This is a genomic window from Polaromonas sp. OV174 (assembly GCF_900112285.1).
Classification (GTDB): domain Bacteria; phylum Pseudomonadota; class Gammaproteobacteria; order Burkholderiales; family Burkholderiaceae_C; genus Polaromonas.
The window spans coordinates 19,939-39,955 of record NZ_FOKZ01000029.1 but is presented as its reverse complement, the minus strand read 5'-3'; the positions used below and the strand labels follow the sequence as shown (position 1 = coordinate 39,955).

The 20,017-nt window shown below is 62.9% G+C and carries 18 protein-coding genes, 1 rRNA gene and 1 riboswitch; of the genes, 7 read left to right on the top strand and 12 right to left on the bottom strand.

Annotation, left to right across the window (positions count from 1 at the left end):
- Positions 1-148 precede the first annotated feature (148 nt).
- Positions 149-261 (top strand): 5S ribosomal RNA (rrf, locus tag BM160_RS19415).
- A 180-nt stretch (positions 262-441) separates the two neighbouring features.
- On the opposite strand, the gene BM160_RS19410 is transcribed toward rrf, so the two are convergent.
- Entirely contained in the window at positions 442-693 is a 252-nt protein-coding gene (locus BM160_RS19410) for a hypothetical protein (RefSeq protein ID WP_177219079.1), read from the bottom strand.
- 387 nt (positions 694-1,080) lie between these two features.
- Here BM160_RS19410 and thiM point away from each other — a divergent pair, with 387 nt between their 5' ends.
- From thiM to thiD, 3 genes are read left to right on the top strand one after another with little or no spacing between them, the layout of a single operon-like run.
- Positions 1,081-1,920 (top strand): hydroxyethylthiazole kinase, encoded by an 840-nt coding sequence (gene thiM / locus BM160_RS19405; protein ID WP_092007815.1) that lies wholly within the window; start codon positions 1,081-1,083, stop codon positions 1,918-1,920.
- Entirely contained in the window at positions 1,908-2,561 is a 654-nt protein-coding gene (thiE, locus tag BM160_RS19400) for a thiamine phosphate synthase (protein ID WP_092007814.1), read from the top strand. The genes thiM and thiE overlap by 13 nt, the downstream gene beginning before the upstream one ends.
- 4 nt (positions 2,562-2,565) lie before the next feature.
- Positions 2,566-3,411, top strand: coding sequence for a bifunctional hydroxymethylpyrimidine kinase/phosphomethylpyrimidine kinase (gene thiD / locus BM160_RS19395; RefSeq protein ID WP_369821806.1), 846 nt, complete (start codon positions 2,566-2,568; stop codon positions 3,409-3,411).
- Here thiD and BM160_RS19390 read toward each other — a convergent pair.
- Positions 3,395-4,699, bottom strand: a complete 1,305-nt coding sequence (locus BM160_RS19390) for a purine-cytosine permease family protein (protein WP_092007813.1) — start codon at positions 4,697-4,699, stop codon at positions 3,395-3,397. The two genes, thiD and BM160_RS19390, sit on opposite strands and share 17 nt — an antisense overlap.
- Before the next feature lie 58 nt (positions 4,700-4,757).
- A riboswitch (TPP riboswitch) is annotated at positions 4,758-4,869 on the bottom strand.
- A 94-nt stretch (positions 4,870-4,963) separates the two neighbouring features.
- On the opposite strand from BM160_RS19390, the gene BM160_RS19385 reads away from it, so the two are divergent.
- Positions 4,964-7,507: a DEAD/DEAH box helicase gene (locus BM160_RS19385; RefSeq protein WP_255369008.1), complete on the top strand. Its 2,544-nt coding sequence runs from the start codon at positions 4,964-4,966 to the stop codon at positions 7,505-7,507.
- Between the two features lie 53 nt (positions 7,508-7,560).
- Here the strand turns inward: BM160_RS19385 and BM160_RS19380 are convergent, their stop codons facing one another.
- The 8 genes from BM160_RS19380 to BM160_RS19345 all read right to left on the bottom strand — a co-directional run bounded on the left by BM160_RS19380 (position 7,561) and on the right by BM160_RS19345 (position 15,201).
- Positions 7,561-8,661: an NAD(P)/FAD-dependent oxidoreductase gene (locus tag BM160_RS19380; protein WP_092007811.1), complete on the bottom strand. Its 1,101-nt coding sequence runs from the start codon at positions 8,659-8,661 to the stop codon at positions 7,561-7,563.
- 71 nt (positions 8,662-8,732) lie between these two features.
- Positions 8,733-9,062, bottom strand: coding sequence for a ferredoxin FdxA (gene fdxA, locus BM160_RS19375; protein WP_092007810.1), 330 nt, complete (start codon positions 9,060-9,062; stop codon positions 8,733-8,735).
- A gap of 75 nt (positions 9,063-9,137) precedes the next feature.
- Entirely contained in the window at positions 9,138-10,454 is a 1,317-nt protein-coding gene (locus tag BM160_RS19370; RefSeq protein ID WP_092007809.1) for a sulfate adenylyltransferase subunit 1, read from the bottom strand.
- The gene (gene cysD, locus BM160_RS19365) at positions 10,454-11,386 is read right to left on the bottom strand and encodes a sulfate adenylyltransferase subunit CysD (RefSeq protein ID WP_092007808.1); all 933 of its coding nucleotides are present in this window, start codon (positions 11,384-11,386) and stop codon (positions 10,454-10,456) included. Before cysD ends, BM160_RS19370 begins: the two co-directional genes overlap by 1 nt.
- Positions 11,383-12,141 (bottom strand): phosphoadenylyl-sulfate reductase, encoded by a 759-nt coding sequence (locus tag BM160_RS19360; protein ID WP_092007807.1) that lies wholly within the window; start codon positions 12,139-12,141, stop codon positions 11,383-11,385. Before BM160_RS19360 ends, cysD begins: the two co-directional genes overlap by 4 nt.
- Positions 12,142-12,149: 8 nt before the next feature.
- A complete protein-coding gene (locus BM160_RS19355; RefSeq protein WP_092007806.1) occupies positions 12,150-12,542 on the bottom strand; it encodes a DUF934 domain-containing protein in 393 nt (130 codons plus the stop codon).
- A 25-nt stretch (positions 12,543-12,567) separates the two neighbouring features.
- Positions 12,568-14,397: a nitrite/sulfite reductase gene (locus BM160_RS19350; protein WP_092007805.1), complete on the bottom strand. Its 1,830-nt coding sequence runs from the start codon at positions 14,395-14,397 to the stop codon at positions 12,568-12,570.
- A 12-nt stretch (positions 14,398-14,409) separates the two neighbouring features.
- Positions 14,410-15,201: a sulfite exporter TauE/SafE family protein gene (locus BM160_RS19345; RefSeq protein ID WP_092007804.1), complete on the bottom strand. Its 792-nt coding sequence runs from the start codon at positions 15,199-15,201 to the stop codon at positions 14,410-14,412.
- A gap of 241 nt (positions 15,202-15,442) precedes the next feature.
- Between BM160_RS19345 and BM160_RS19340 the strand changes: the two genes are divergently transcribed.
- Positions 15,443-16,693 carry an ABC transporter substrate-binding protein gene (locus BM160_RS19340; protein WP_092007817.1) on the top strand — a complete coding sequence of 417 codons (1,251 nt, stop codon included), beginning with the start codon at positions 15,443-15,445 and terminating at the stop codon, positions 16,691-16,693.
- Between the two features lie 54 nt (positions 16,694-16,747).
- A complete protein-coding gene (locus BM160_RS19335; RefSeq protein WP_092007803.1) occupies positions 16,748-17,617 on the top strand; it encodes a response regulator in 870 nt (289 codons plus the stop codon).
- A gap of 76 nt (positions 17,618-17,693) precedes the next feature.
- Here BM160_RS19335 and mnmC read toward each other — a convergent pair whose 3' ends face one another.
- Complete coding sequence (gene mnmC / locus BM160_RS19330) at positions 17,694-19,595, bottom strand: bifunctional tRNA (5-methylaminomethyl-2-thiouridine)(34)-methyltransferase MnmC2/FAD-dependent 5-carboxymethylaminomethyl-2-thiouridine(34) oxidoreductase MnmC1 (protein WP_092007802.1); 1,902 nt, start codon at positions 19,593-19,595, stop codon at positions 17,694-17,696.
- A gap of 105 nt (positions 19,596-19,700) precedes the next feature.
- A complete protein-coding gene (locus tag BM160_RS19325) occupies positions 19,701-19,973 on the bottom strand; it encodes an oxidative damage protection protein (protein ID WP_092007801.1) in 273 nt (90 codons plus the stop codon).
- Positions 19,974-20,017 lie beyond the last annotated feature (44 nt).

Below are 20,017 nucleotides of genomic sequence, written 5' to 3'. Positions count from 1 at the left end.
GGATTGCTCAGGGTTGTTATGCCAAGTTGACGCATTCAAAAGACGCCGCCCAGAACTTAAGTTCGGGCTGTGCAATAATCTAAATTAAAGCTGATTTGCTCTATGAATTCGATAGGTTGTCCTAGCGACAACCCGTCAAAAAGTTATGCCTGATGACCATAGCAAGTTGGTACCACTCCTTCCCATCCCGAACAGGACAGTGAAACGACTTAGCGCCGATGATAGTGCGGATTCCCGTGTGAAAGTAGGACATCGTCAGGCTCTTACAGCAAGAAACGCCCAGTTGATCAAGTGATTGACTGGGCTTTTTCTTTGGCCGATTCACTTTGGCTTGAGTCCCTTCAGAACCGCCCGCAGGCCTGCCATGCGGGCTTTTTTGTGGCTGGCATTTTCAAATAACGATCCCCGGGCGCTAGGCCGCTCGATCGGACTCTGGGCGGCTCAGGCATTCAGAAGGTCGCGGCCTTCCCGCTTAGCGACGCCGGCGGCCACCAGCTCGGCGCAGAGCTGCTCTATCCAGGGGCGCAACGGCGTATCCGCGAAAAACCGCGCCCTGATTTGCATCAAGTACGGCGTGGCCATCGCCCATTGGGTAAACCCGTCCCATGACTGCCTTTGTACTTCGAGTAATTTGAACTTGAGTAGGCAGCTGAAAAAGGCCTGATTAGCGCGGGTGATGGTCAGTTTGCGCAACAGGTAGGGATACCCCCTGTTTCCAGGCTGCGCCTTGCTAGTGCGGGGTTGGGGGCGCTCGAACTGCTTGCACTGTTTGACCAAGGCTCTAGTCTTCGCGCAATACGACCTGATCTACCCGAGCCTGGAAGGCGGCCGTGTGTGTGCGCCGCGCTGACTCCTTCATGAAGATGAAGAACTCCCTCTTGCCAGACCTGCATTGGCCCAGCCTTACACCCGGAGCTCCTACTTATAGCGCTGTTCAGATTTGCGGGGCCCGCTTCTCCTCTCGTATGCCGCGATAATCGTTAGTGCACTACTTGCCTGCGGTATATACGGCCACAATTTTGTCGCCCATCGTGGTGAAGTCTTTGGACTTACGCGCTCCATCTTTCCCCTTAAAGAAAAATGCTTTCAAATCTCTCTGCTGCAGCTATCTGGTCAGATGTTGTAGCGCTTCGCGAGCGTTCGCCCTTGGTGCATAGCATCACCAATCTGGTAGCGATCAATTTCAACGCCAATGCTCTGTTGGCCGTGGGTGCTTCGCCGGTCATGGCTCACGCCCATGAAGAAGTGCGCGATATGGTTGGCATCGCTCAGGCGCTGGTGATCAACATTGGCACGCTTGATCCTTATTGGGTCGAGAGCATGAAGCTGGCTCTGGCAGCAGCCGCTCAGCGTGGCATTCCATCGGTGCTTGACCCTGTTGGGGCCGGCGCAACGCCTTACAGAAACCAGGCACTGGAGGGCCTGCTGGCCATTGCCTTACCTACGGTGATTCGCGGCAATGGGTCGGAAATCATGAGTGTTGCCGGTGGCGCTGTTAAGACGCGTGGCGTTGACAGCAGTGCGTCTGCCAATGACGCCTTGGACGCAGCTCAGACCCTGGCTGAACGCACGAGTGGCACGATCTGTGTTAGTGGTGAGGTTGACCATATTTTTGATGCCCACAAGCGTTGGGCCCGCCTTTCCAATGGCCATCCATGGATGACACGGATCACGGGTGTCGGCTGCTCGGCCAGCGCACTCGTCGGCGCATTTTGTGCCGTGCAACCCGATGCCTGGCGTGCTACTACCTCAGCCATGGCGTTTCTCGGCGTTGCCGGTGAGGTTGCTGCCGAGAAGATACAAGCCCATGGTCTGGGGGTGGGCAGCATGGCGGTCAGTCTGCTGGATGAGTTGCAGCTTCTGGACCAAACCACGTTTGACAAACGGCTCAAGATGGAGTTGGCAGCGTGGCAAGGTTAAACCCCGAGGCCTTGCGGCTTTACCTCGTCACAGATTCCTCGCTAACGCGGGGCCGGCCCCTGGCCGATGTGGTGAATGCTGCCGTGCAAGGCGGGGTGAGCTGCGTTCAACTGCGCGAAAAGCATCTGGGAACACGTGAGTTTTTGGCGCAAGCCCTGGTGTTGAAACAACTGCTGGCGCCGCACCGTGTGCCGCTGGTGATTAACGATCGTATTGATATTGCGTTGGCCTGCCGTGCCGAGGGCGTGCATCTGGGGCAAAGCGACATGCCGGTGGATCAAGCGCGCAAGCTGTTGCCGCCTGAGGTTTTTATCGGCTGGTCTGTGGAGCATATGGCCAATGTGCAGGAAAGCGCCATGCTACCCGTGGACTATCTCGGTGTGAGCCCAATCTATGCCACGCCGACCAAGACCGACACCAAGGAACCCTGGGGCCTGGACGGCTTGGCGCTGGTGCGCGCCGCTACGCGTTTGCCTCTGGTTGCTATCGGTGGCCTACATGCGGGCAACGCGCGCGAGGTATTGCTGGCCGGCGCCGATGGACTCGCCGTGGTGAGCGCTTTGTGTGCGGCAGATGATCCGTGCGCCGCGGCACTGAATCTCAAGTCCTTGTGTGATGAAACATTAAAAGTGCAGAGATAAACAAATGATGGTTGAAACTTTTGAGTTTGAATACCCACGCGTGCTGTCCATCGCGGGTTCCGACAGTGGTGGCGGCGCCGGCATTCAGGCTGATCTGAAAACCTTTGCGGCACTGGGTTGCTACGGCATGACGGCGATCACGGCGCTAACCGCACAAAACACACGGGGTGTGCGGGCCATTCATGGGGTGCCCGCTGGCATGCTGCGAGAGCAGATTGACGCCGTGGTGGAAGACATAGGCCTGGATGCCGTGAAGATAGGCATGCTGCATGCGCCAGAGATTGTCCAGACGGTGGCAGAGGCGATTGATCGCTACGCGTTGCAAAAAGTGGTGCTGGATCCGGTCATGGTCGCCACCAGCGGTGCCGTATTGATCGACAACCCCGCCATTACCGTGCTGGTGCATGAACTGTTTGGTCGCGCCACCGTAGTCACGCCCAATCTGGACGAGGCATCGTTGCTGGTCGGTCGCACATTGGACAACGAAGCTGCGATGGAGGCGGCTGCGCACGACTTGCTTGCCATGGGCGCACAAGCGGTATTGCTCAAAGGCGGGCACTTGGCGGGCGACGTGGTGAGCGACTTGTTGCTCATGCAAAACGCCGATGCGCACTGGATGCGCGCGCCACGCATTCATAGCGCCAATACCCATGGCACGGGCTGCACGCTGTCTTCGGCGATTGCCGCGCACTTGGCGCTCGGCGCAAGCCTGCTGGAGGCGGTCGAGGCGGCGCGCGCCTATGTACGCGCAGCGCTGGCGGCTGGCGCCAGGGTGCGCACCGGTGCCGGCAGCGGGCCGCTGAACCACGGCCATGCCCCTTTATCCATGCGGCTCAAGCCCTTGCGGTGAGGCCCGAATTTCCAGCGCGAAAGCGGGTAACACGGGCCAATACAAAAGTCAGTGCCAAAGTGGGCAGGGCGGCGCCCCAGCCGGGAGCCAGCTGCGCACACAGGTGGTAGCAGGCAACGCCTAGCAGCCAGATGACGACCGCGCTGTGGTTGACCTTGCGTTCGCTCACCAGCGCGGCCACGTTTGCCTGTCCAGCCAGACGCGCCAGAATGACGCCGTAAAGCGGAACGAACACTGAACTGAGCATCAGCAAAAACGGCTCCAGGCTATGCATGGGCAGCACCAGCGCCAATGCGGTGCACAGCACGGCCAGCGCCATGCCCCAGCGCCGCACGCTCCAGCTGGGTTTGAGGCTGTGACCGGCCACCGAACCCGAGTACAGATCACCATAAGCGTTATCCACTTCATCGATCAGTATCAGGCCCAGCGCGATCAAGCCGCCTTGCGCCAGCAGCAGTGCGGCGACCAGATCCGTGCTGGGCGTCGTCAGCGCCACCAGCAGACCGAGGGCATAGCACCATATGTTGGCAATGGCATAGCCCAGCCAGGTGCCGCGCAGTGCGCTGTTGCCATCACGGCCATGGCGCGCAAAGTCAGCCACGAGCGGCAGCCAGGACACCGGCATGGCAATCACCAGATCAAGAGCCGACAGTGTGCTCATGCCGCCATCGCCCGGGCGATTCCACAAGGCCAAGAAGCCTTGTGCGCTGGCCTTGGAAAGAAACTGCCAGCTGAGCCACAACAGCGAGGCAATCACCAGCGGCAGGCCGTAGCGGCCAATGAATTTGCGCACCAGCTTGACCATGGAGCCCGACAGCAAGGCCAGCAATACGCCGCCCCAAAGCAAGGTTGCCAGCAGCGGCCACAGGGTGCCCGTCGCACCGCCTGATTGCCGTGCAATGGCCATCGTGCCGTCACGCATGACGACCAGCTCGAAAGTGGTCCAGCCAATCAGTTGGACGATGTTCAGCAGCACCGGCAGGCGCGCAAAATGGCTGCCGTAAGTGGCATGCATCAAGCCGGCGCTAGACAAGCCACTGTCGCAGCCTATCTTGGCGGTCCAGGCCAGCAGACCGGCCCCCAGCACGGAGCCGCAGATGATGACACTAAGGGCCGCCTGAGTGCCTAGTGCCGGCACCAGATAGGCGCCTATCTGCATGACCAGCAAACCGACGCCCAGGCTGAGCCACAGCGCCGCATGATCGCGCCAGCCGAACAGACGATCGCCCTGGGGCAGAGGGGTGAGCGCGGTGTTGCCACCGGCAGAGGGCAAGGGGGTGTTGGCCATCAACTGTTCCGTTTGTTAATGGCAGGTCGGCTGGCCAGACGCCCGGCTTGAATGGCGCAAGATCTGGCACATGCTTCCCTGCGCGAGGATTACCTCAATCAGGTTCAAAGGGACTTTCTCAGTCGGCGCCCATGCTTGTGGTCACGGCGGCAACACCCCCAGCGAAAGTGTTCTTTCGAACACAGTGCAAATTGTAGAGCGGATCGGCGGACGACTTTGCGCTCAGGCGCTGCGGACAGAAAGAGAGCATGGACAATGGCGGCCATGCCCAGCCGCCGCAAGACCAAGTCAGAACATCCAGAGCATCAGGCCAGCGATGCTGCCGCCGCCAAGACGCTGGTGGTGGCGGGCCAGTTTCGCCCGCGCCTGACACTGCAAACCCTGACACGCGGCGACGGCTTGCTGGGCATGAAGCCAGGCGGTCCGTTCGGCGCTAGAGGCGACAGCGTGACCGTGGTGAAGGTCGACTGGACTTATCGCACCGATGATGGCCTGTTTTGGGAAGTACCAGCACCGTCCAGTGTGCTGAATACCCGTGCTGCAGCGACTCAGCCCTTGACAAGCAAGCAGGGCCAGCAGCTCAGTTTGCGGCGCGATTTGGCGGCAGAGGCCGAAGCCATGGACCAGGTCTGGGCGCTTGGCCTTTACCAGCTGCCACTTGATTCCCTGCAGTGGCGCGGCGATGAGGCCGCGGCGGCTGATGATCACCTGTGGTCGCTGGTGCAGGAAGCATTTTTTGGAGATTTTTGGGCCGATCAGCTGCCCGCCTTGCAGGCTGAGGGATGGGCTGTGGTGGTCCGCCCCGGGTTTGCGCATGAGAGCGTGGCTGTGGATGCCTGGCGTCTGATCGTCAGTCCTGACACCGGCGAGGTCTTGGGCAAGGAAGTTGCCGCCTCTATGCGTGGGCGCCCGCCCGTGGTGAGCGCCTTGGGCTTGCCGGCGCGCGAGGGCTCATGGCTGCTGACACTGGGCGTTGAGGTTGATGGGGAAACGCTGGACCTTGCGCCCATGCTGGCGGATCTGCTGCGGCGGGACCAACGCTGGCTCAATGCCCGGCAGGTGGCTGCCATTGACGACAAGGCCTTGATTCAGCTGCGTGCGCCCGGCGGCAAACGCATAGTTGCGCCGGCGGTTTTGCTCAAGGCCATTGTCGGCGCCATGTTGGATTTGCTGACCGATACGCAGCGCGCAGAGGGGCCGCTGCGATTGTCGGCCTGGGACGCCTGGCGTCTGGATGGGCTGGATGCCGGCGTCGAGCGCGCAGGCCTGCATGGGGCCTGGCAATGGCAGGGCGATGCCGGGCTGCGCCAACTGGCGCAGCGCCTGCAGGCAAGCGATGGCCCGCAAGCCGTGGATGCGCCTGCCGGCCTGGGCATCACGCTACGGCCTTACCAGCGTCAGGGAGTCGCCTGGCTGCAGTATCTGCGGGGGCAGCAATTGGGCGGCATTTTGGCCGACGATATGGGCCTGGGCAAAACCGCGCAGACGCTGGCGCATTTGCTGATAGAAAAACAGGCCGGGCGGGCCAACTTGCCTTCGCTGGTGCTGCTGCCGAGCTCGCTGGTATTCAACTGGCAGGCCGAAGCGGCGCGCATGGCGCCCGATTTGCGGGTGCTGACGCTGCAGGGCCCGCGCCGTGCCGAGGATTTCGGCCGCATGGCCGGGCATGACCTGGTGTTGAGCACCTATTCCCTGCTATGGCGTGACATCGCCATGCTGGCCCGTCAGCCTTTTCACTTGCTGATTCTGGATGAGGCGCAGTGGGTGAAAAATGCCGCCAGCCGCACCGCGCGGGCATTGCGCAGCCTGCAGGCCAGTCACCGCCTGTGCCTTACAGGGACGCCGCTGGAAAACCACTTGGGCGACCTTTGGGCGCAGTTTGATTTTCTGATGCCGGGCTTCCTGGGCGATGCCCGCAGCTTTGCGCGGCTGTGGCGCAAACCGATTGAGAGCAACGGTGAAACGCTGCGGGCCCAGTTGCTGGCGCAGCGGGTGCGGCCCTTCATCCTGCGCCGGCGCAAGGATGAGGTGGCAACCGAGTTGCCGGCTCTCACCGAGGTCATCAAAAAGGTGCAGCTGCAGGGCCGTCAGCGCGAGCTCTACGAAAGCGTGCGCGTGGCGGCCGACGTGCAGGTGCGCCGGGTCTTGAAGCGCAATAGCTTTGCCGGCGCCCAGATCAGCATCCTCGATGCGCTGCTCAGGCTGCGCCAAGTCTGCTGCGACCCCTATCTACTCAAAGGCGTCAAGCCCGTCAAAACCATGCAGCGTGCCAAGCTGGAACTGCTGCGGCTCATGCTGCCTGAGCTGCTTGCCGAAGGCCGGCGTGTGCTGGTGTTTTCGCAATTCACCGCCATGCTGACGCTGATTGAGACCGAGCTGCAGGCCTTGCAGCTGTCCTGGCTGTCGCTGACCGGTGCTACCTCGCCGCCAAAACGCGGTGCGCTGGTGCGCCAGTTTCAGGAGGGGGCAGTGCCGATACTGCTGGTGAGCCTGAAGGCTGGCGGCGTCGGGCTCAACCTCACGGCCGCCGACACCGTGATCCATGTGGATCCCTGGTGGAACCCGGCTGCCGAGCAACAGGCCACGGCACGCGCGCACCGTATCGGCCAGCATCAGCCAGTGTTTGTCTACAAACTGGTGGTCGAGGGCAGCATAGAGGAGCGCATGCTGGAGCTGCAGGCACGCAAGACCGCCCTGGCCGAAGGTGTGGTGGGCAGCGACGGCGCCATGGCCAGCAAGTTCACGCCCGAGGACCTGCAGGCCTTGCTGGCGCCGCTTGCGCCTTTCCCAGTTGGTGACGCCGCCTGAAGCGACGAAAAAAAGCCCGCAAGGCGCGGGCTTTGGGGTAGTGCGGCTCAGGCTCAGTCGAACACTGGCGATTCCACGCCCAGCACCTTGTGCAGCTTGGGGCTGGTGGTGGTGTACTGCAGGTGAATCTTCTTGTCAGGGAAGATGAAGGGTGCGGCGCCAAAGGCGGCCAGCGCGCACTCGTGGAAGCCGCTCAGAATCAGCTTTTTCTTGCCTGGATAGGTGTTGATGTCGCCGACCGCAAAGATGCCGGGGATGTTGGTCGAGAATTTCTCGGTATCCACCTGCAACTGCTTGCGTTCTATGTCCAGACCCCAGTTGGCAATGGGGCCAAGCTTGGGCGACAGGCCAAAGAAGACCAGCAGCACGTCCAGCGGCACGACGCGCGTCACGCCGTCGGTGCCAGTGACCTTGGCGCCGCTCAACTGGCCGTCTTTTTCGTCGTAGCCGGTGATCTGGCCGACGATGAACTGCATCTCGTAGGCATCGCACAGCTCTCTCATCTTGGCCACGCTGGCAGGCGCGGCCTTGAAGCCGTCGCGGCGGTGGATCAGGATCACGCTTTCGGCCTTGTTCGGGCCTTCGGCGACAAAGTTCAGCGCCCAGTCGAGTGCGGAGTCACCACCGCCCACGATGACCAGGTTTTTGCCGGCAAAGTCGGCCGGATTCTTGACGCGGTAAAACAGCTGGCTGTCGTCAAACTTGTCCAGACCCTCGACGCGCAGCAGCTTGGGCTGGAAGGCGCCCACGCCGGCGGCAATGAAAATGGTCTTGGTCAGAAAGCGCGTGCCCTTGGAGGTTTCAACAAAGAAACGGCCGTCTTCCTGCTTTTGCACCACGCTGACTTCCTGTCCCAGGTGGAAGGTCGCGCCAAAGGGCTCGATCTGCTTGAGCAGGTTGTCGGTCAACTCCTTGCCGGTGCAGACCGGAATCGCGGGAATGTCGTAAATCGGCTTGTCGGGATACAGCTCTATGGGCTGGCCACCAGGATAGGCCAGCGAATCGATCACATGGGCCTTGATTTCCAGCAGGCCCAGTTCAAACACCTGAAAAAGACCCACAGGGCCGGCGCCCACGATGACGGCATCGGTTTCGATCGGACCATCGTGCTGGGCTGCGGTGTTGATCACTTCTTGGTTCAGTTGAGGTTCCATGTTTTCAGGCTTGCTTGTCTAAATAGGGCTGCCCGTCCGGTCAATCCAGGCGCCGGCGGGCGGGGTGGCTGTCAGCGCACCAACTCGGACAGTTTGCCGGTCTTGTCTTTCCAGTCGTCGGCATCGGGCAAGGGCTCTTTGCGCTTGGTAATGCTTTTCCAGCCCGCGGCGCGGCTCAGGTCGGCATTGAGCTTGATGAAATCGAGCTGGTCGGCCGGCACATCTTCTTCGGCATAGATGGCGTTGACCGGGCATTCTGGAATGCACACGGCGCAGTCAATGCATTCGTCCGGATCGATCACCAGCATGTTCGGGCCTTCGCGGAAACAGTCCACGGGGCAAACATCGACGCAGTCGGTGTATTTGCAGCGGATGCAGGAGTCGGAGACGATGTGTGTCATGGTTTGTTGGCTAATCGGTGGAAACCCTCAATTTTAGGAGGTTTCCAGCAAGGTGGTTAATAAGAATGTTGTTGTTTAGAGTACCAGCGCTGCGCCAGAGGTCTTGTGCGATGCGGTATCGACCAGAACCAGCGAACCCAGTATGCGCGAACGCACATAGGGCAGGGTGGCCAGGGGTTCCTGCAGGCTCAGCTCAATATGTCCAATGGCATTGGGCGGCAGCTCGCTGACGTCCTCCTCGGCCAGGGTATTGACGTCCAGTTTGTGCACGATGCGCTTGACCTTTGCCTTGACCCAGCGGTGGCCTTGCAGCGCCCAGTAGACGCGCCCGGCGACCAGGGGCTCGTCGTCCATCCAGGCGATGGTGACAGCCAGCTCGCGCGAAGGCGCAAAACTGCCTGGCGCCAGCAGCCAGTCGCCGCGCGAGACATCGACCTCGCGGTCCAGCACGATGCCGGCGCTGTGACCGGCCAGTATGGACTTGGGCTGGCGCGCATGGTTAAGGACCTGGGCCACCACGGCAGTTTGTCCGCTGGGCAGCACGGTCACGGTTTGGCCGGGCTGCACGCCGCCGGTGGCCACACGGCCCCAGAAGACGCGGCGGCCCTGGCTGGTGTCGGCCGATGAGGAGGCGGTTTTTTCGACCCACTGCACCGGAAAGGCAAAGGCTTCGGTGGTTTCGGCCGCCGTGCTGGGCAGGGTTTCCAATAGTTCCAGCAGCGACAGGCCTTCATAGCCGCACCAGCCGGGCTTGGCATCGACCACGTTGTAACCCTTGAGCGCCGAAACCGGCACCGTCGCCTTGACCGGGATATGGGCGGCCTGGGCAAAAGCGGCCAGCGCGGCGCGGATGTTTTGGAACGCCAATGTGGAGTCCTCGACCGCATCGAGCTTGTTCACCGCAAACACGATGGAGGGCACGCGCAGCAGATTGACCAGCAGCGAGTGGCGGCGGGTTTGCTGCAGCAGCTCCAGCGCCGGGCTTTTCCAGTCCAGCTTGGTGGCGTCGACCAGAACCACGGCGGCGTCGGCGCTCGATGCCGCCGTCACCATGTTGCGGGTGTACTGCTCATGGCCGGGCGCGTCGCCGATGATGAACTTGCGGTTTTCGGTGTTGAAGTAGCGGTAGGCCACGTCTATGGTGATGCCTTGCTCGCGCTCGGCCGAGAGGCCGTCGGTCAGCAGGGCCAGATCCGTCTCGCCAGCACGCTGCACGCCGGCCAGGTGGTCTTGCAGCACGGCCTTGCTGTCCACCAGCAGGCGGCCAATCAAGGTGCTCTTGCCGTCATCGACGGAGCCGCAAGTGATGAATTTCAGCGCCGATTTCAAGTCGTTTTGGCCTGTAGTGCCTGCTGGCTGTGCGCTGCCAGCTATCAAATCAATAGTAGTCATCAGAAGTACCCGTCTTTCTTGCGCTTTTCCATGGAAGCGTCTGAGGTTTTGTCGTCCATGCGCGTGGCGCCGCGTTCGCTCACGTCGGCGGCCAACGTCTCAATCACGATTTCGGCAGCGGTGGCGGCCGGGCTGTCCACCGGGCAGGTGCAGGTGATGTCGCCCACGGTGCGAAAACGCACGGTTTTTTCAATCACCTGCTCGCCATCGCGCGCCGGCGTGAGTTCGGTCACCGGCACCAGCAGACCCTTGCGCTCCACCACTTGGCGCTGATGCGCGTAGTAAAGCGAAGGCAGAGCGATCTGCTCGCGCTCTATGTATTGCCAGACGTCGAGCTCGGTCCAGTTGGAAATCGGGAACACGCGAAAGTGCTCGCCGGGCTGCAGCCGGGTGTTGAACAGCGTCCACAGCTCAGGCCGCTGGGCCTTGGGCTGCCACTGGCCGAAGCTGTCGCGGTGCGAGAAGATGCGTTCCTTGGCCCTGGCCTTTTCCTCGTCGCGGCGGGCGCCGCCTATCAGCGCGTCGAAGTGGAATTCTTCAATGGCTTCGAGCAGGGTGACCGACTGGTGCACATTGCGCGACTCGCCGGGATGGGCCAGGCGCACGGTGCCGCGTTTCATCGAGTCTTCGACGTTGCGCACGATCAGTTCGGCACCCAGTTCCTTGGCGCGTTGGTCGCGGAAATCGGTCACTTCGTGGAAGTTGTGGCCGGTGTCTATCATCAAGAGCGGATAGGGGATGCGGCCAACACCAAAGGCCTTTTCGGCGCACTTGAGCATCACCAGCGAGTCCTTGCCGCCCGAAAACAGCAGGGCCGGGCGCTCGAAGGCGGCCGCCACTTCGCGCAGGATGAAGATGGTTTCTTCCTCAAGCGCATCGAGGTGGGCATTGCTGAGCTTGGTCAGCAGTTGGGGGTCGGTTCGTGCGTTCATGCGGGAATCTCTCGTATGGGGATGATGCTGGAAACGGGGGATGAATCGGCAGCGGACACATGCAGGCCGCACTCCTTGGCGCTTTCGTTTTCCCACCACCAGCGGCCGGAGCGGAAGTCTTCGCCAAGCGTGACGGCACGGGTGCAGGGCGCGCAACCTATGCTGGGGAAAAACTGGTCGTGCAGCGGGTTGTAGGGAATCTGGTGCAGCGCGATGTAATGCCAGACCTCGCCCCAGGTCCAGTCGGCCAGCGGGTTGATCTTCACACGCTCAGCCTGTTGTTCGACGTCATGCACCTCGGCCCTGGCGTTGGATTGCTCGCGGCGCAGGCCGGTCAGCCAGCCGCCCTTGCCAGCCAAAGCGCGCTCCAGCGGCTCCATCTTGCGGATGTGGCAGCATTCCTTGCGCAGCGCCAGGCTTTGGTACATCGCCTCTGGGCCGTTGGTTTGCACGAAGGCCGAGGCATCGCTCTCGATCGGGCGATAGACATCGACCTTGCGCTGGTAGCGCGCTTCGATGCGGCCAATCAGCGCCAGGGTTTCGGCGTGCAACATGCCGGTATCCAGCACAAAAATGCTGCAGGCTATGCCGGCTTGCTGCAGCAAATGCGTCACCACCATGTCTTCTGCGCCCAGACTGGAGGCCTGGGTCAGCGGGGCAAAGCTTGCGGCGGACGATTTCAACAAGGCCAGGCTGTGGGCCAGCTTGGCCTCGAAATCCGGCGAGGCTTTGGCGTAAAGGGAAATGGCACCCATGGCTGGTCTCAGGCCGCAGCCGCAAAGTGGGGCTGGATGTCGACGGCATCGCCCTGGTATTTGCCCACGCCATAGCCGGGGTAGGCGGCCAGCACGCGCTGGGCAATGCCCAGATCCTGGTCAGCGCGCAGCACGGCGACGTCGAAGCCGCTGCGCTCCATTTGCGCCAGCTGATCGACCAGCACGTCGCCAGTAGCGCGTATCTCGCCCTTGAAACCAAGCCGGCGGCGCAGCAGGAAGGCCTGGCTGAAGGCCCGGCCGTCGGTGAACTTGGGGAAGTTCAGGTCGATGCGGTCTACGCCGGCGAACGTCAGCTGGAAAGGATCGGCGTCGTTCGCCAGTTCAATGACATCTTGGCTTGTGGCGCCCGTCAGATGGGCGCTGGCAGCTATTAGTTTCATAGTAATCAACTCCTTGGGTGGGGCTTCAGGCGGCGCTGGTTTCGGCGGCTTCGGCGCGGCTGGCGCTAAAGCGTGCGCCATTGGCCGCGGCCTTGAAGGGCTCGGCACCGACGCGGCGCAGGGTGGCGATAAAGGTCTCGCGGCCTTCACGCTGCTGGCGGTAGGTGTCCAGCACGGCCTCTATCACCTCGGGCACTTCGGCCGCCGAGAAGGACGGGCCGACCGCCTTGCCGGGCTGGGCCGGGCCTGACAGCGTGGAGCCGTCGGCGCCACCCAGGGAGATCTGGTACCACTCCTTGCCGTCCTTGTCGACGCCCAGGATGCCGATATGGCCGCTGTGATGGTGGCCGCAGGAGTTGATGCAGCCGCTGATATGCAGATCGATCTCGCCCAGGTCGTGCAGCTCGTCCAGATCCTGATAGCGCTCGGTGATGGCCTCGGCGATAGGAATGGAACGGGCATTGGCCAGCGAGCAGAAGTCGCCGCCCGGGCAGGCAATCATGTCGGTCAGCAGCTTGATGTTGGCTTTGGCAAAGCCGGCCTTGCGGGCGGCGCGCCAGAGTTCGGGCAACTCATCGCAGCGCACCCAGGGCAGCAGCAGGTTTTGCTCGTGCGTCACGCGCACCTCGCCGGCGCTGAAGCGATCGGCCAGGTCGGCGGCGATGGCCAGCTGGTCGGTCGTGGCATCGCCGGGGGCCTGGCCCAGGCGCTTGAAGGACAGGGTGACGGCGCGCAGGTCGGGGTTTTTGTGCGGCGCGACGTTTTGCTGCAGCCAGCGGCCAAACTCAATGTCGTCCTCGGCCGCGGCGCGCAGGATGTTGGCCATCTTGGCATCGGCGTCCTTGCGGTCGCAGCTCAGCGTGGGTGCCACAAAGCAGGCGGCCACGCGGTCGAATTCGGCCTGCGTGATGGTGTGCGGGCCGCCGTCGTGCTCCATGATCTGCAGGTACTCGGCCTCGACATCGTCGATGTATTTCTGGCCCTCGGCCTTGACCAGGATCTTGATGCGGGCCTTGTAGATGTTGTCGCGCCGGCCATAGCGGTTGTAGACCCGCACCACGGCCTCCAAGAAATTCATGATCTGGTTCCAAGGCAGGAACTCGCGGATCACCGTGCCAATGATGGGCGTGCGGCCCATGCCGCCGCCGACCAGCACCTTGAAGCCCAGCTCGCCCTCGGCGTTGTGCAGCAGTTGCAGGCCCACGTCGTGCCAGCCTATGGCGGCGCGGTCTTCTTTGGCGCCGCTGATGGCGATCTTGAACTTGCGCGGCAAAAAGGCGAACTCGGGGTGCAAGGTGCTCCACTGGCGCATGATTTCGCCAAAGGGACGCGGGTCGGCGATCTCATCCACGGCAATGCCGGCGCGCTCGTCGCTGGTGATGTTGCGTATGCAGTTGCCGCTGGTTTGTATGCCGTGCAGGTCAACGCTGGCCAGCAGGTCCATCACGTCGGCCGATTTGTCCAGCGGGATCCAGTTGTACTGCACGTTCTGGCGCGTGGTGAAGTGGGCGTAGCCCTTGGTCAGCTTGGAATGCACCGACAGGCCGTTTTTCAGCGGAATCGCGCCCAGCTTGTCCTGGCTGGCCTGCGCCTCGGCAAACAGCGCCGCATTGGGCTGGTCATAGTCGCGGGCGATGGTGGCCAGCACGCGCAACTGGGCGCTGGAGAGTTCACCATAGGGCACGGCCACTCGCAGCATGGGGGCGTAGCGCTGCACATACCAGCCGTTCTGCAGGCGCAGCGGGCGGAATTCGTCTTCGGGCAACTGCCCGGCCTGCCAGCGCGTCAGCTGGTCGCGGTATTGGGCGGCGCGGGCCTTGACAAACTGGCGGTCAAATTCTGTGTATTGGTACATGGCGGTGTGGGTCTAGAGGGAAATCAGTTTGGCGCCGGCATAGGCCAGCAACAGGGACAGCAGTGAGCGGATGACGCGCTCCGGCGTTTTGCGCATCAGCTGGGAGCCCAGCCAGATGCCGGGCAGCGAGCCGGCCAGCAGCTTGAGCAGCAGCGGCCAGTCGACCGAGCCTATGGACGCGTGGCCCAGGCCCGCCACCAGGGTCAGCGGCACGGCGTGGGCAATGTCGGCGGCCACGATGCGCGGCAGCGGCAGGGCGGGGTAAAGCAGCATCAGCACGATCACGCCTATGGCCCCGGCGCCCACCGAGGTCAGGGTCACCAGGCTGCCAATGACGGCGCCAAACAGCAGCGGCAAGGCCCAATGGCGCGCCCGCGTGGCCTGTTGCAGCGACTCGGTACTGATGTGAGCGGGGGCGGCCTTGCCGCGCAAAGCCTTGTAGAGGGTGGCGCAGGCGGTCAGCAACAGTGCCAGTCCCAGCGTCGTCGTCATGAGTGCCTGGGTCGCCGGATTGGCCGGGCCCAGGCGCTGCAAGACATAAAGAGTGAGCAGCGAAGCCGGGATGCTTCCGGCAGCCATCTGGCCGACGATGCGCCAGTCCACGATGCGCGCGCGCGCCAGGCTCACCGTGCCGCCCATCTTGGTGAAAGCGGCAAACAGCAAGTCGGTGCCTATGGCCAGATGGGGTTTGATGCCGAAGACGAAGATCAGCAGCGGCGTCATCAGCGAGCCGCCGCCCACCCCCGTCAATCCCACCACGAGACCAACGGAAAATCCGGCAAAGATAAAGGCAAATTCATGCATACGCCGGAAAATGTACGGGGGCGACTTATGAAAACAAACTACACATTTGTTCTGCCTTTATGCGGATAAGCATATTCACCAGTCGCCATGCCGCTTCTGTCGGATTTTTTGGGGCTGTCTGTTTAAGGCCTGAGCCTGGGCTTTGTGCCCGCGGGTCATGCCGGGCCGCGCAGCGAAAGACTTTGCACGCTGCTACAGTTCCTGCACTTCCCGCTGGGCGGTCCGCATGCGCGCCCGGTTGATGGACAGAATCAGCTTACTTTTGGAGAAACCCGTGAAATTTGCGAAACCTGCCTGCTTGGGCGGTTTGTGGCTGGTGGCCGTGGCAACGGGGGGCCTGGCGCTGGCCGCCAAGCCGCCCATCAAGATTGGCGAAATCAACAGCTACTCGACCATGCCGCAATTCACGCAGCCCTATCGCCAGGGCAGGCAGCTTGCCGTGGAAGAGATCAATGTGACCGGCGGCCTGCTGGGCCGCAAGGTGGAGGTGATTGCCCGCGACGACGCCGGCAAGCCCGAGGAAGCGCTGCGTCAAGCCATCGAGCTGACCGCCAAGGAAAAGGTCGATGTGCTCGCCGGCGGCTTTTTGTCCGACGTCGGGCTGGCTCTGAGCGAGCATGCGCAGAAAAAAAAGCGTGTGTATATCGCCAGCGAGGCGCTGACCGACGCCCTGGTCTGGGACAAGGGCAACCGCTACACCTTCCGTCTGCGCCCCAGCACCTATATGCAGGCGGCCATGCTGGTCGAAGAAGCCGCCAAGCTGCCGGCCAAGCGCTGGGCCACGATTGCGCCCAATTACGAATACGGCCAGAGCGCCGTCGCCAGCTTCAAGGAGCTGCTCAAGGCCAAGCGTCCCGATGTGGAGTTTGTCGGCGAGCAGTGGCCGGCGCAGGGCAAGCTGGAGGCCGGCAGCACGCTGCAGGCCATCATGCAAGCCAAGCCCGACGCCATTTTCAATGTGACCTTTGGCTCCGATCTGGCCAAGCTGGCGCGCGAAGGCAATCAGCGCGGCATTTTTCCCAAAGTGCCCGTGGTGTCTATGTTGTCGGGCGAGCCCGAGTATCTGGATATGCTGAAAGGCGAAACGCCCAGGAACTGGATAGTCACCGGCTACCCCTGGGATCAGATTGACTCGCACGAGCATGCCAGCTTTGCCGCCAACTACTACCGCCGCTTTCACGAATACCCCAAGGTCGGCTCGGTGGTCGGCTACGCCACCATGCAGGCGATTTTTGCCGGCATCAAGAAGGCCAACTCCACCGATAACGAAAAGCTGGTGCTGGCACTGCGCGGCCTGAAGTTTTCCACGCCTTTTGGTCCGGCCGAATTTCGCGCCATAGACCAGCAGTCGACCATGGGCGCTTACGTCGGCAAGCTGGAGCTGCGCGGCAACAAGGGCACCATGGCGCAGTGGCGTTATGCCGACGGCAAGGCCTATTTGCCCAGCGATGCCTATGTGAAGGCGCGCCGTCCGGCCGCGGCCATGCATTAAGGCGCGTTTATACGGGGAACGGACTGTGGCCGGAACTCGCATAATCGGCCCCAAATGACAAACACCGATGACGCTGTTGGGAAGCGAATTTTTGTAAAAGTGTTCGGCTTCAGCGATGAGGAACGGCAGGCGCTGTACCGCATTTTTCAGCTCTCGGAAACCCGCTTCGTGGCCTATGCGCTGTGGACGGAGGAAACCCGCCAGGCCCCCGAGTTGATGCTGGTGGACGGGGAGAGCTGGGAAGCCGCGCTGGAGCTGGCCCATCCGCTTCACGACCTGCTCACGCTGATATGGGTAGGGGGTAACGCGCCTGGCCGTGCCCGCCTGGTGCTGACGCGTCCCTTGGACTGGGCGGCGGTGATAGAAACCATGGATGACTTGCTGGCCCAGCCGACGATAACCCCGGTGCCGCCGCGCAGCTTTGCCGCAGCCAACTTGGACTTGGACTTGGACCTGAGCCTCGAGATGGACCCGGATTTCTTGTCAGAGGCCAGCGGCTCGCCCGATGGCCATCCGGGCCAGGCCTTGGCCGCCAGTGCGCCAGCCGTGCACCTGCAGGCTAATTACAGACCGGTGCTGGTGGTTGATGTCGACCGCCAGTCGCGCCTTTATTTACGCGCCAGGCTGGCCGAGGCCGGGCTGATGCAGGTGGATGAGGCGCTTAGCGGGGCTGAAGCGCTGCGGCTGATCAGCACCCGGCGCTACAAGCTGGTCATTTTGGACATGAATTTGTTCGACATGCGTTGCTGGCAAGTGCTCAAGCAGGTGACCGCATCGCGCCCGGCCGTGGACTTCCTGATTCTTACCGGCCGTGACATGTCGCGCCTGGACAGGCTGCGCGGCTGGTTTGCCGGCGCCCGCGGCTGCCTGCGCAAGCCCTTGCATCCGGGACGCCTCAAACAGTTGCTGGCCAAGGTGGCTTGAAGGCTGAAGTTTGCTATCTATTTAATAGCTTGTTGCGCTTGCCCTGTATGCGCTAGAGGCCTTTTTTTTTTGAATTTCAGCCAGTTGTGAGCGCTGCGTGCGCTGGCAGCAAGGCTTCGGCCAGGCGCTGCTCCAGTGGCAGCGGTTCGGCATGCAGCCTGGCGGCCAGCAGCTCCGCGCACAGCGCGGCAAAGCTCAATCCACGTGAGCCCATGCCGCTGCACAGCCACAGGTCTGGCGCTTGCAGCGGGCCCAGCGCCGGTAGGCGACTGGGCGTGGCGCAGCGAGTGCCGGCCCAGGCCTGAATGTCCAGCTTGTCAAACTGACTCGCCAGCGTTTGCGCGGCTTGGGGCAGCAGGGTCTGCAGCTTGCCGAAATTCTGCTTGTGGTCTTGGGGCTTGATGTCGGCACTGGCCTTGTCGCGCTCAAACGTGCCGCCGGTGATCCAGGCCAGGCCTGCGGCGTGCGGGAAGGCGGGAATCAGGCTGCCATGGCCGTTGACCGGGAAGGCCGGCAGCGCCTGTGCCGTGCCGGCCTCGGTCGGCTCATGCCGGGCCCATGACACCTGGCCGCGAATGGCTTGCAGGGCCAGTGGCTGGTCTTGTGCGGTTTCGGCCAGCGCGCGGCTGGCATGGCCGGCCGCCAGCACCACCAGCTCGGCTTGGGCCAGTTCCTGCCCGCTGGCGTCCAGCACCCGCCAGGCGCCGGATTGATAGGTCAGCTGGCTCACCGCCGCATTGCCGCGCCAGCTCACACCGGGGCTGCTCAGCCAGGCTCTAACCAGGCAGGCCGGCTTGATCCAGCCGGCCTGCACATGCCACAGCGCTGGCGCCTTGGGCGGCAGGCCGCACTGGGCCAACTGCTCTGGCGTTGCCAGTCGGGTCCAGTCGCCGGCGGCGCTGGCCCAGGCCTGCTCGGGCTGCCAGGCGTGCGGCAGCTTGCGTTCATGCTCCACGCAGTGTTCCAGCACGCCGCTAGGGCTCCAGTCCTGGCCGGCTTGCAGCCAACGGCCCGCCTGCTGCAGCGTAGCCCTGACGCCGCAGCGCGACAGGCGCGACAGCAGGCTGTCGTCGGGCGAGACATGGGGCGCCAGCACGCCGGCCGGCAGGCCAGAGGCACCAGCGGCCGGGGTGTCGGCCGCATCCAGCACCGTCACCTGCCAGCCGCGGCGCGCCAGGCTGGCCGCTACCGCCGCGCCGGCCAGGCCGGCGCCAATCACGACGCAACTCGAGGCCGTGCGACGCAGGGGGCTGGCCCGCGTCTTCTTGGGTTCCCAGGCCGGGTTGTACTCGCCCTGCAGGTTGTCGCGCTTGGGCGGGATGCCGGGTACTTTTTCCACCACAAACCCGGCTTGGGCCAGCGCATCGCGCACGCTGCGCGCCACCGTCCAGGTGGCCACGCGGGTGCCGCGCCGGCAGCAGCGCGCCACCGCCTTAAAGGTATGCAGGTCCCAGATGTCCGGGTTGCGCTGCGGGCTGAAGCCGTCCAGATAGACCGAGTCGGCCGCAAAGCTCTGCTCACGCAGCATAGCCTTGGCGTCGCCAATGCACAGCGTCAGCAGCAATTGGCCGTCCTCGAAAACCAGCCGGTGCATGCCAGGCAGCAGACCCCACAGCTGGGCTTGCAACTCTTGCGCTAAAGGCAGGAGTTCGGGATGGGTCCGGGCGCTGCGCAGCACATCTTCGGCGCTGGCCGGAAAGGCCTCGGTGGAGACAAAATGCAGCAGGCGAGGGCGCTGCGGATCGGCCTTCCAGGCGGCCCAGCTCACCAGAAAATTCAGGCCCAGGCCAAAACCGGTTTCAAGAATCGTCCATTGCGGCTGGCTGGCCCAGGCTGCTGGCAGGCCGCAGCCTTTCAGAAAGACTTCGCGCGCCTGCTCCAGCCCGCCCAGCTCGCTGCGGTAGCGGTCGCCAAAGCGCGGGCTGTAGGGGCTGCCGCCTGCCGTGCCGTCGGCCAGCCACTCGATTACTTCAGCCATGAGCAAGCCAGACCAGCCGGGGCCGCGGAACCGGCTCCGCCGGGCCGCAGGCGCAACGCCCCCTCGGGGGGCAGCGCAGTACGCGAAGCGACAAGCGTGGGGGCCTTATTGATTCGGCGGGACGTAGCCCTGCACCGCGTCGGCGCCATCACCGAAAAAGTGCTTTTCCATCTGCCGCGCCAGGTATTGGCGGGCCCTGGCATCGGCCAGGTTGAGCCGGTTTTCATTGACCAGCATGGTTTGCTGCTTCATCCACTCGGCCCAGGCCTCTTTGCTGACTTCTTCCCAGAGCCGCTTGCCCAGGGGGCCGGGGTAGGGAGGAAAGTCCAGTCCCTCGGCTTCGCGGCCGAGCTTGATGCATTTAACGAGGCGTGCCATGTGTATCGTTCTTTCGTATTGTGTGGGGCTAAGGATAGTTAACG

Bases quoted from the DNA above. Each gene is read 5' to 3' on its own strand.
- thiM (WP_092007815.1), top strand. From the start codon at position 1,081: ATGCTTTCAAATCTCTCTGCTGCAGCTATCTGGTCAGATGTTGTAGCG.
- BM160_RS19360 (WP_092007807.1), bottom strand. From the start codon at position 12,141: ATGGGTGCCATTTCCCTTTACGCCAAAGCCTCGCCGGATTTCGAGGCC.
- BM160_RS19335 (WP_092007803.1), top strand. From the start codon at position 16,748: ATGACAAACACCGATGACGCTGTTGGGAAGCGAATTTTTGTAAAAGTG.
- BM160_RS19325 (WP_092007801.1), bottom strand. From the start codon at position 19,973: ATGGCACGCCTCGTTAAATGCATCAAGCTCGGCCGCGAAGCCGAGGGA.
- BM160_RS19380 (WP_092007811.1), bottom strand. From the start codon at position 8,661: ATGGAACCTCAACTGAACCAAGAAGTGATCAACACCGCAGCCCAGCAC.
- BM160_RS19385 (WP_255369008.1), top strand. From the start codon at position 4,964: ATGCCCAGCCGCCGCAAGACCAAGTCAGAACATCCAGAGCATCAGGCC.
- fdxA (WP_092007810.1), bottom strand. From the start codon at position 9,062: ATGACACACATCGTCTCCGACTCCTGCATCCGCTGCAAATACACCGAC.
- BM160_RS19390 (WP_092007813.1), bottom strand. From the start codon at position 4,699: ATGGCCAACACCCCCTTGCCCTCTGCCGGTGGCAACACCGCGCTCACC.
- BM160_RS19345 (WP_092007804.1), bottom strand. From the start codon at position 15,201: ATGCATGAATTTGCCTTTATCTTTGCCGGATTTTCCGTTGGTCTCGTG.
- cysD (WP_092007808.1), bottom strand. From the start codon at position 11,386: ATGAACGCACGAACCGACCCCCAACTGCTGACCAAGCTCAGCAATGCC.
- BM160_RS19355 (WP_092007806.1), bottom strand. From the start codon at position 12,542: ATGAAACTAATAGCTGCCAGCGCCCATCTGACGGGCGCCACAAGCCAA.
- thiD (WP_369821806.1), top strand. From the start codon at position 2,566: ATGATGGTTGAAACTTTTGAGTTTGAATACCCACGCGTGCTGTCCATC.
- BM160_RS19350 (WP_092007805.1), bottom strand. From the start codon at position 14,397: ATGTACCAATACACAGAATTTGACCGCCAGTTTGTCAAGGCCCGCGCC.
- mnmC (WP_092007802.1), bottom strand. From the start codon at position 19,595: ATGGCTGAAGTAATCGAGTGGCTGGCCGACGGCACGGCAGGCGGCAGC.
- BM160_RS19370 (WP_092007809.1), bottom strand. From the start codon at position 10,454: ATGACTACTATTGATTTGATAGCTGGCAGCGCACAGCCAGCAGGCACT.
- BM160_RS19340 (WP_092007817.1), top strand. From the start codon at position 15,443: ATGGACAGAATCAGCTTACTTTTGGAGAAACCCGTGAAATTTGCGAAA.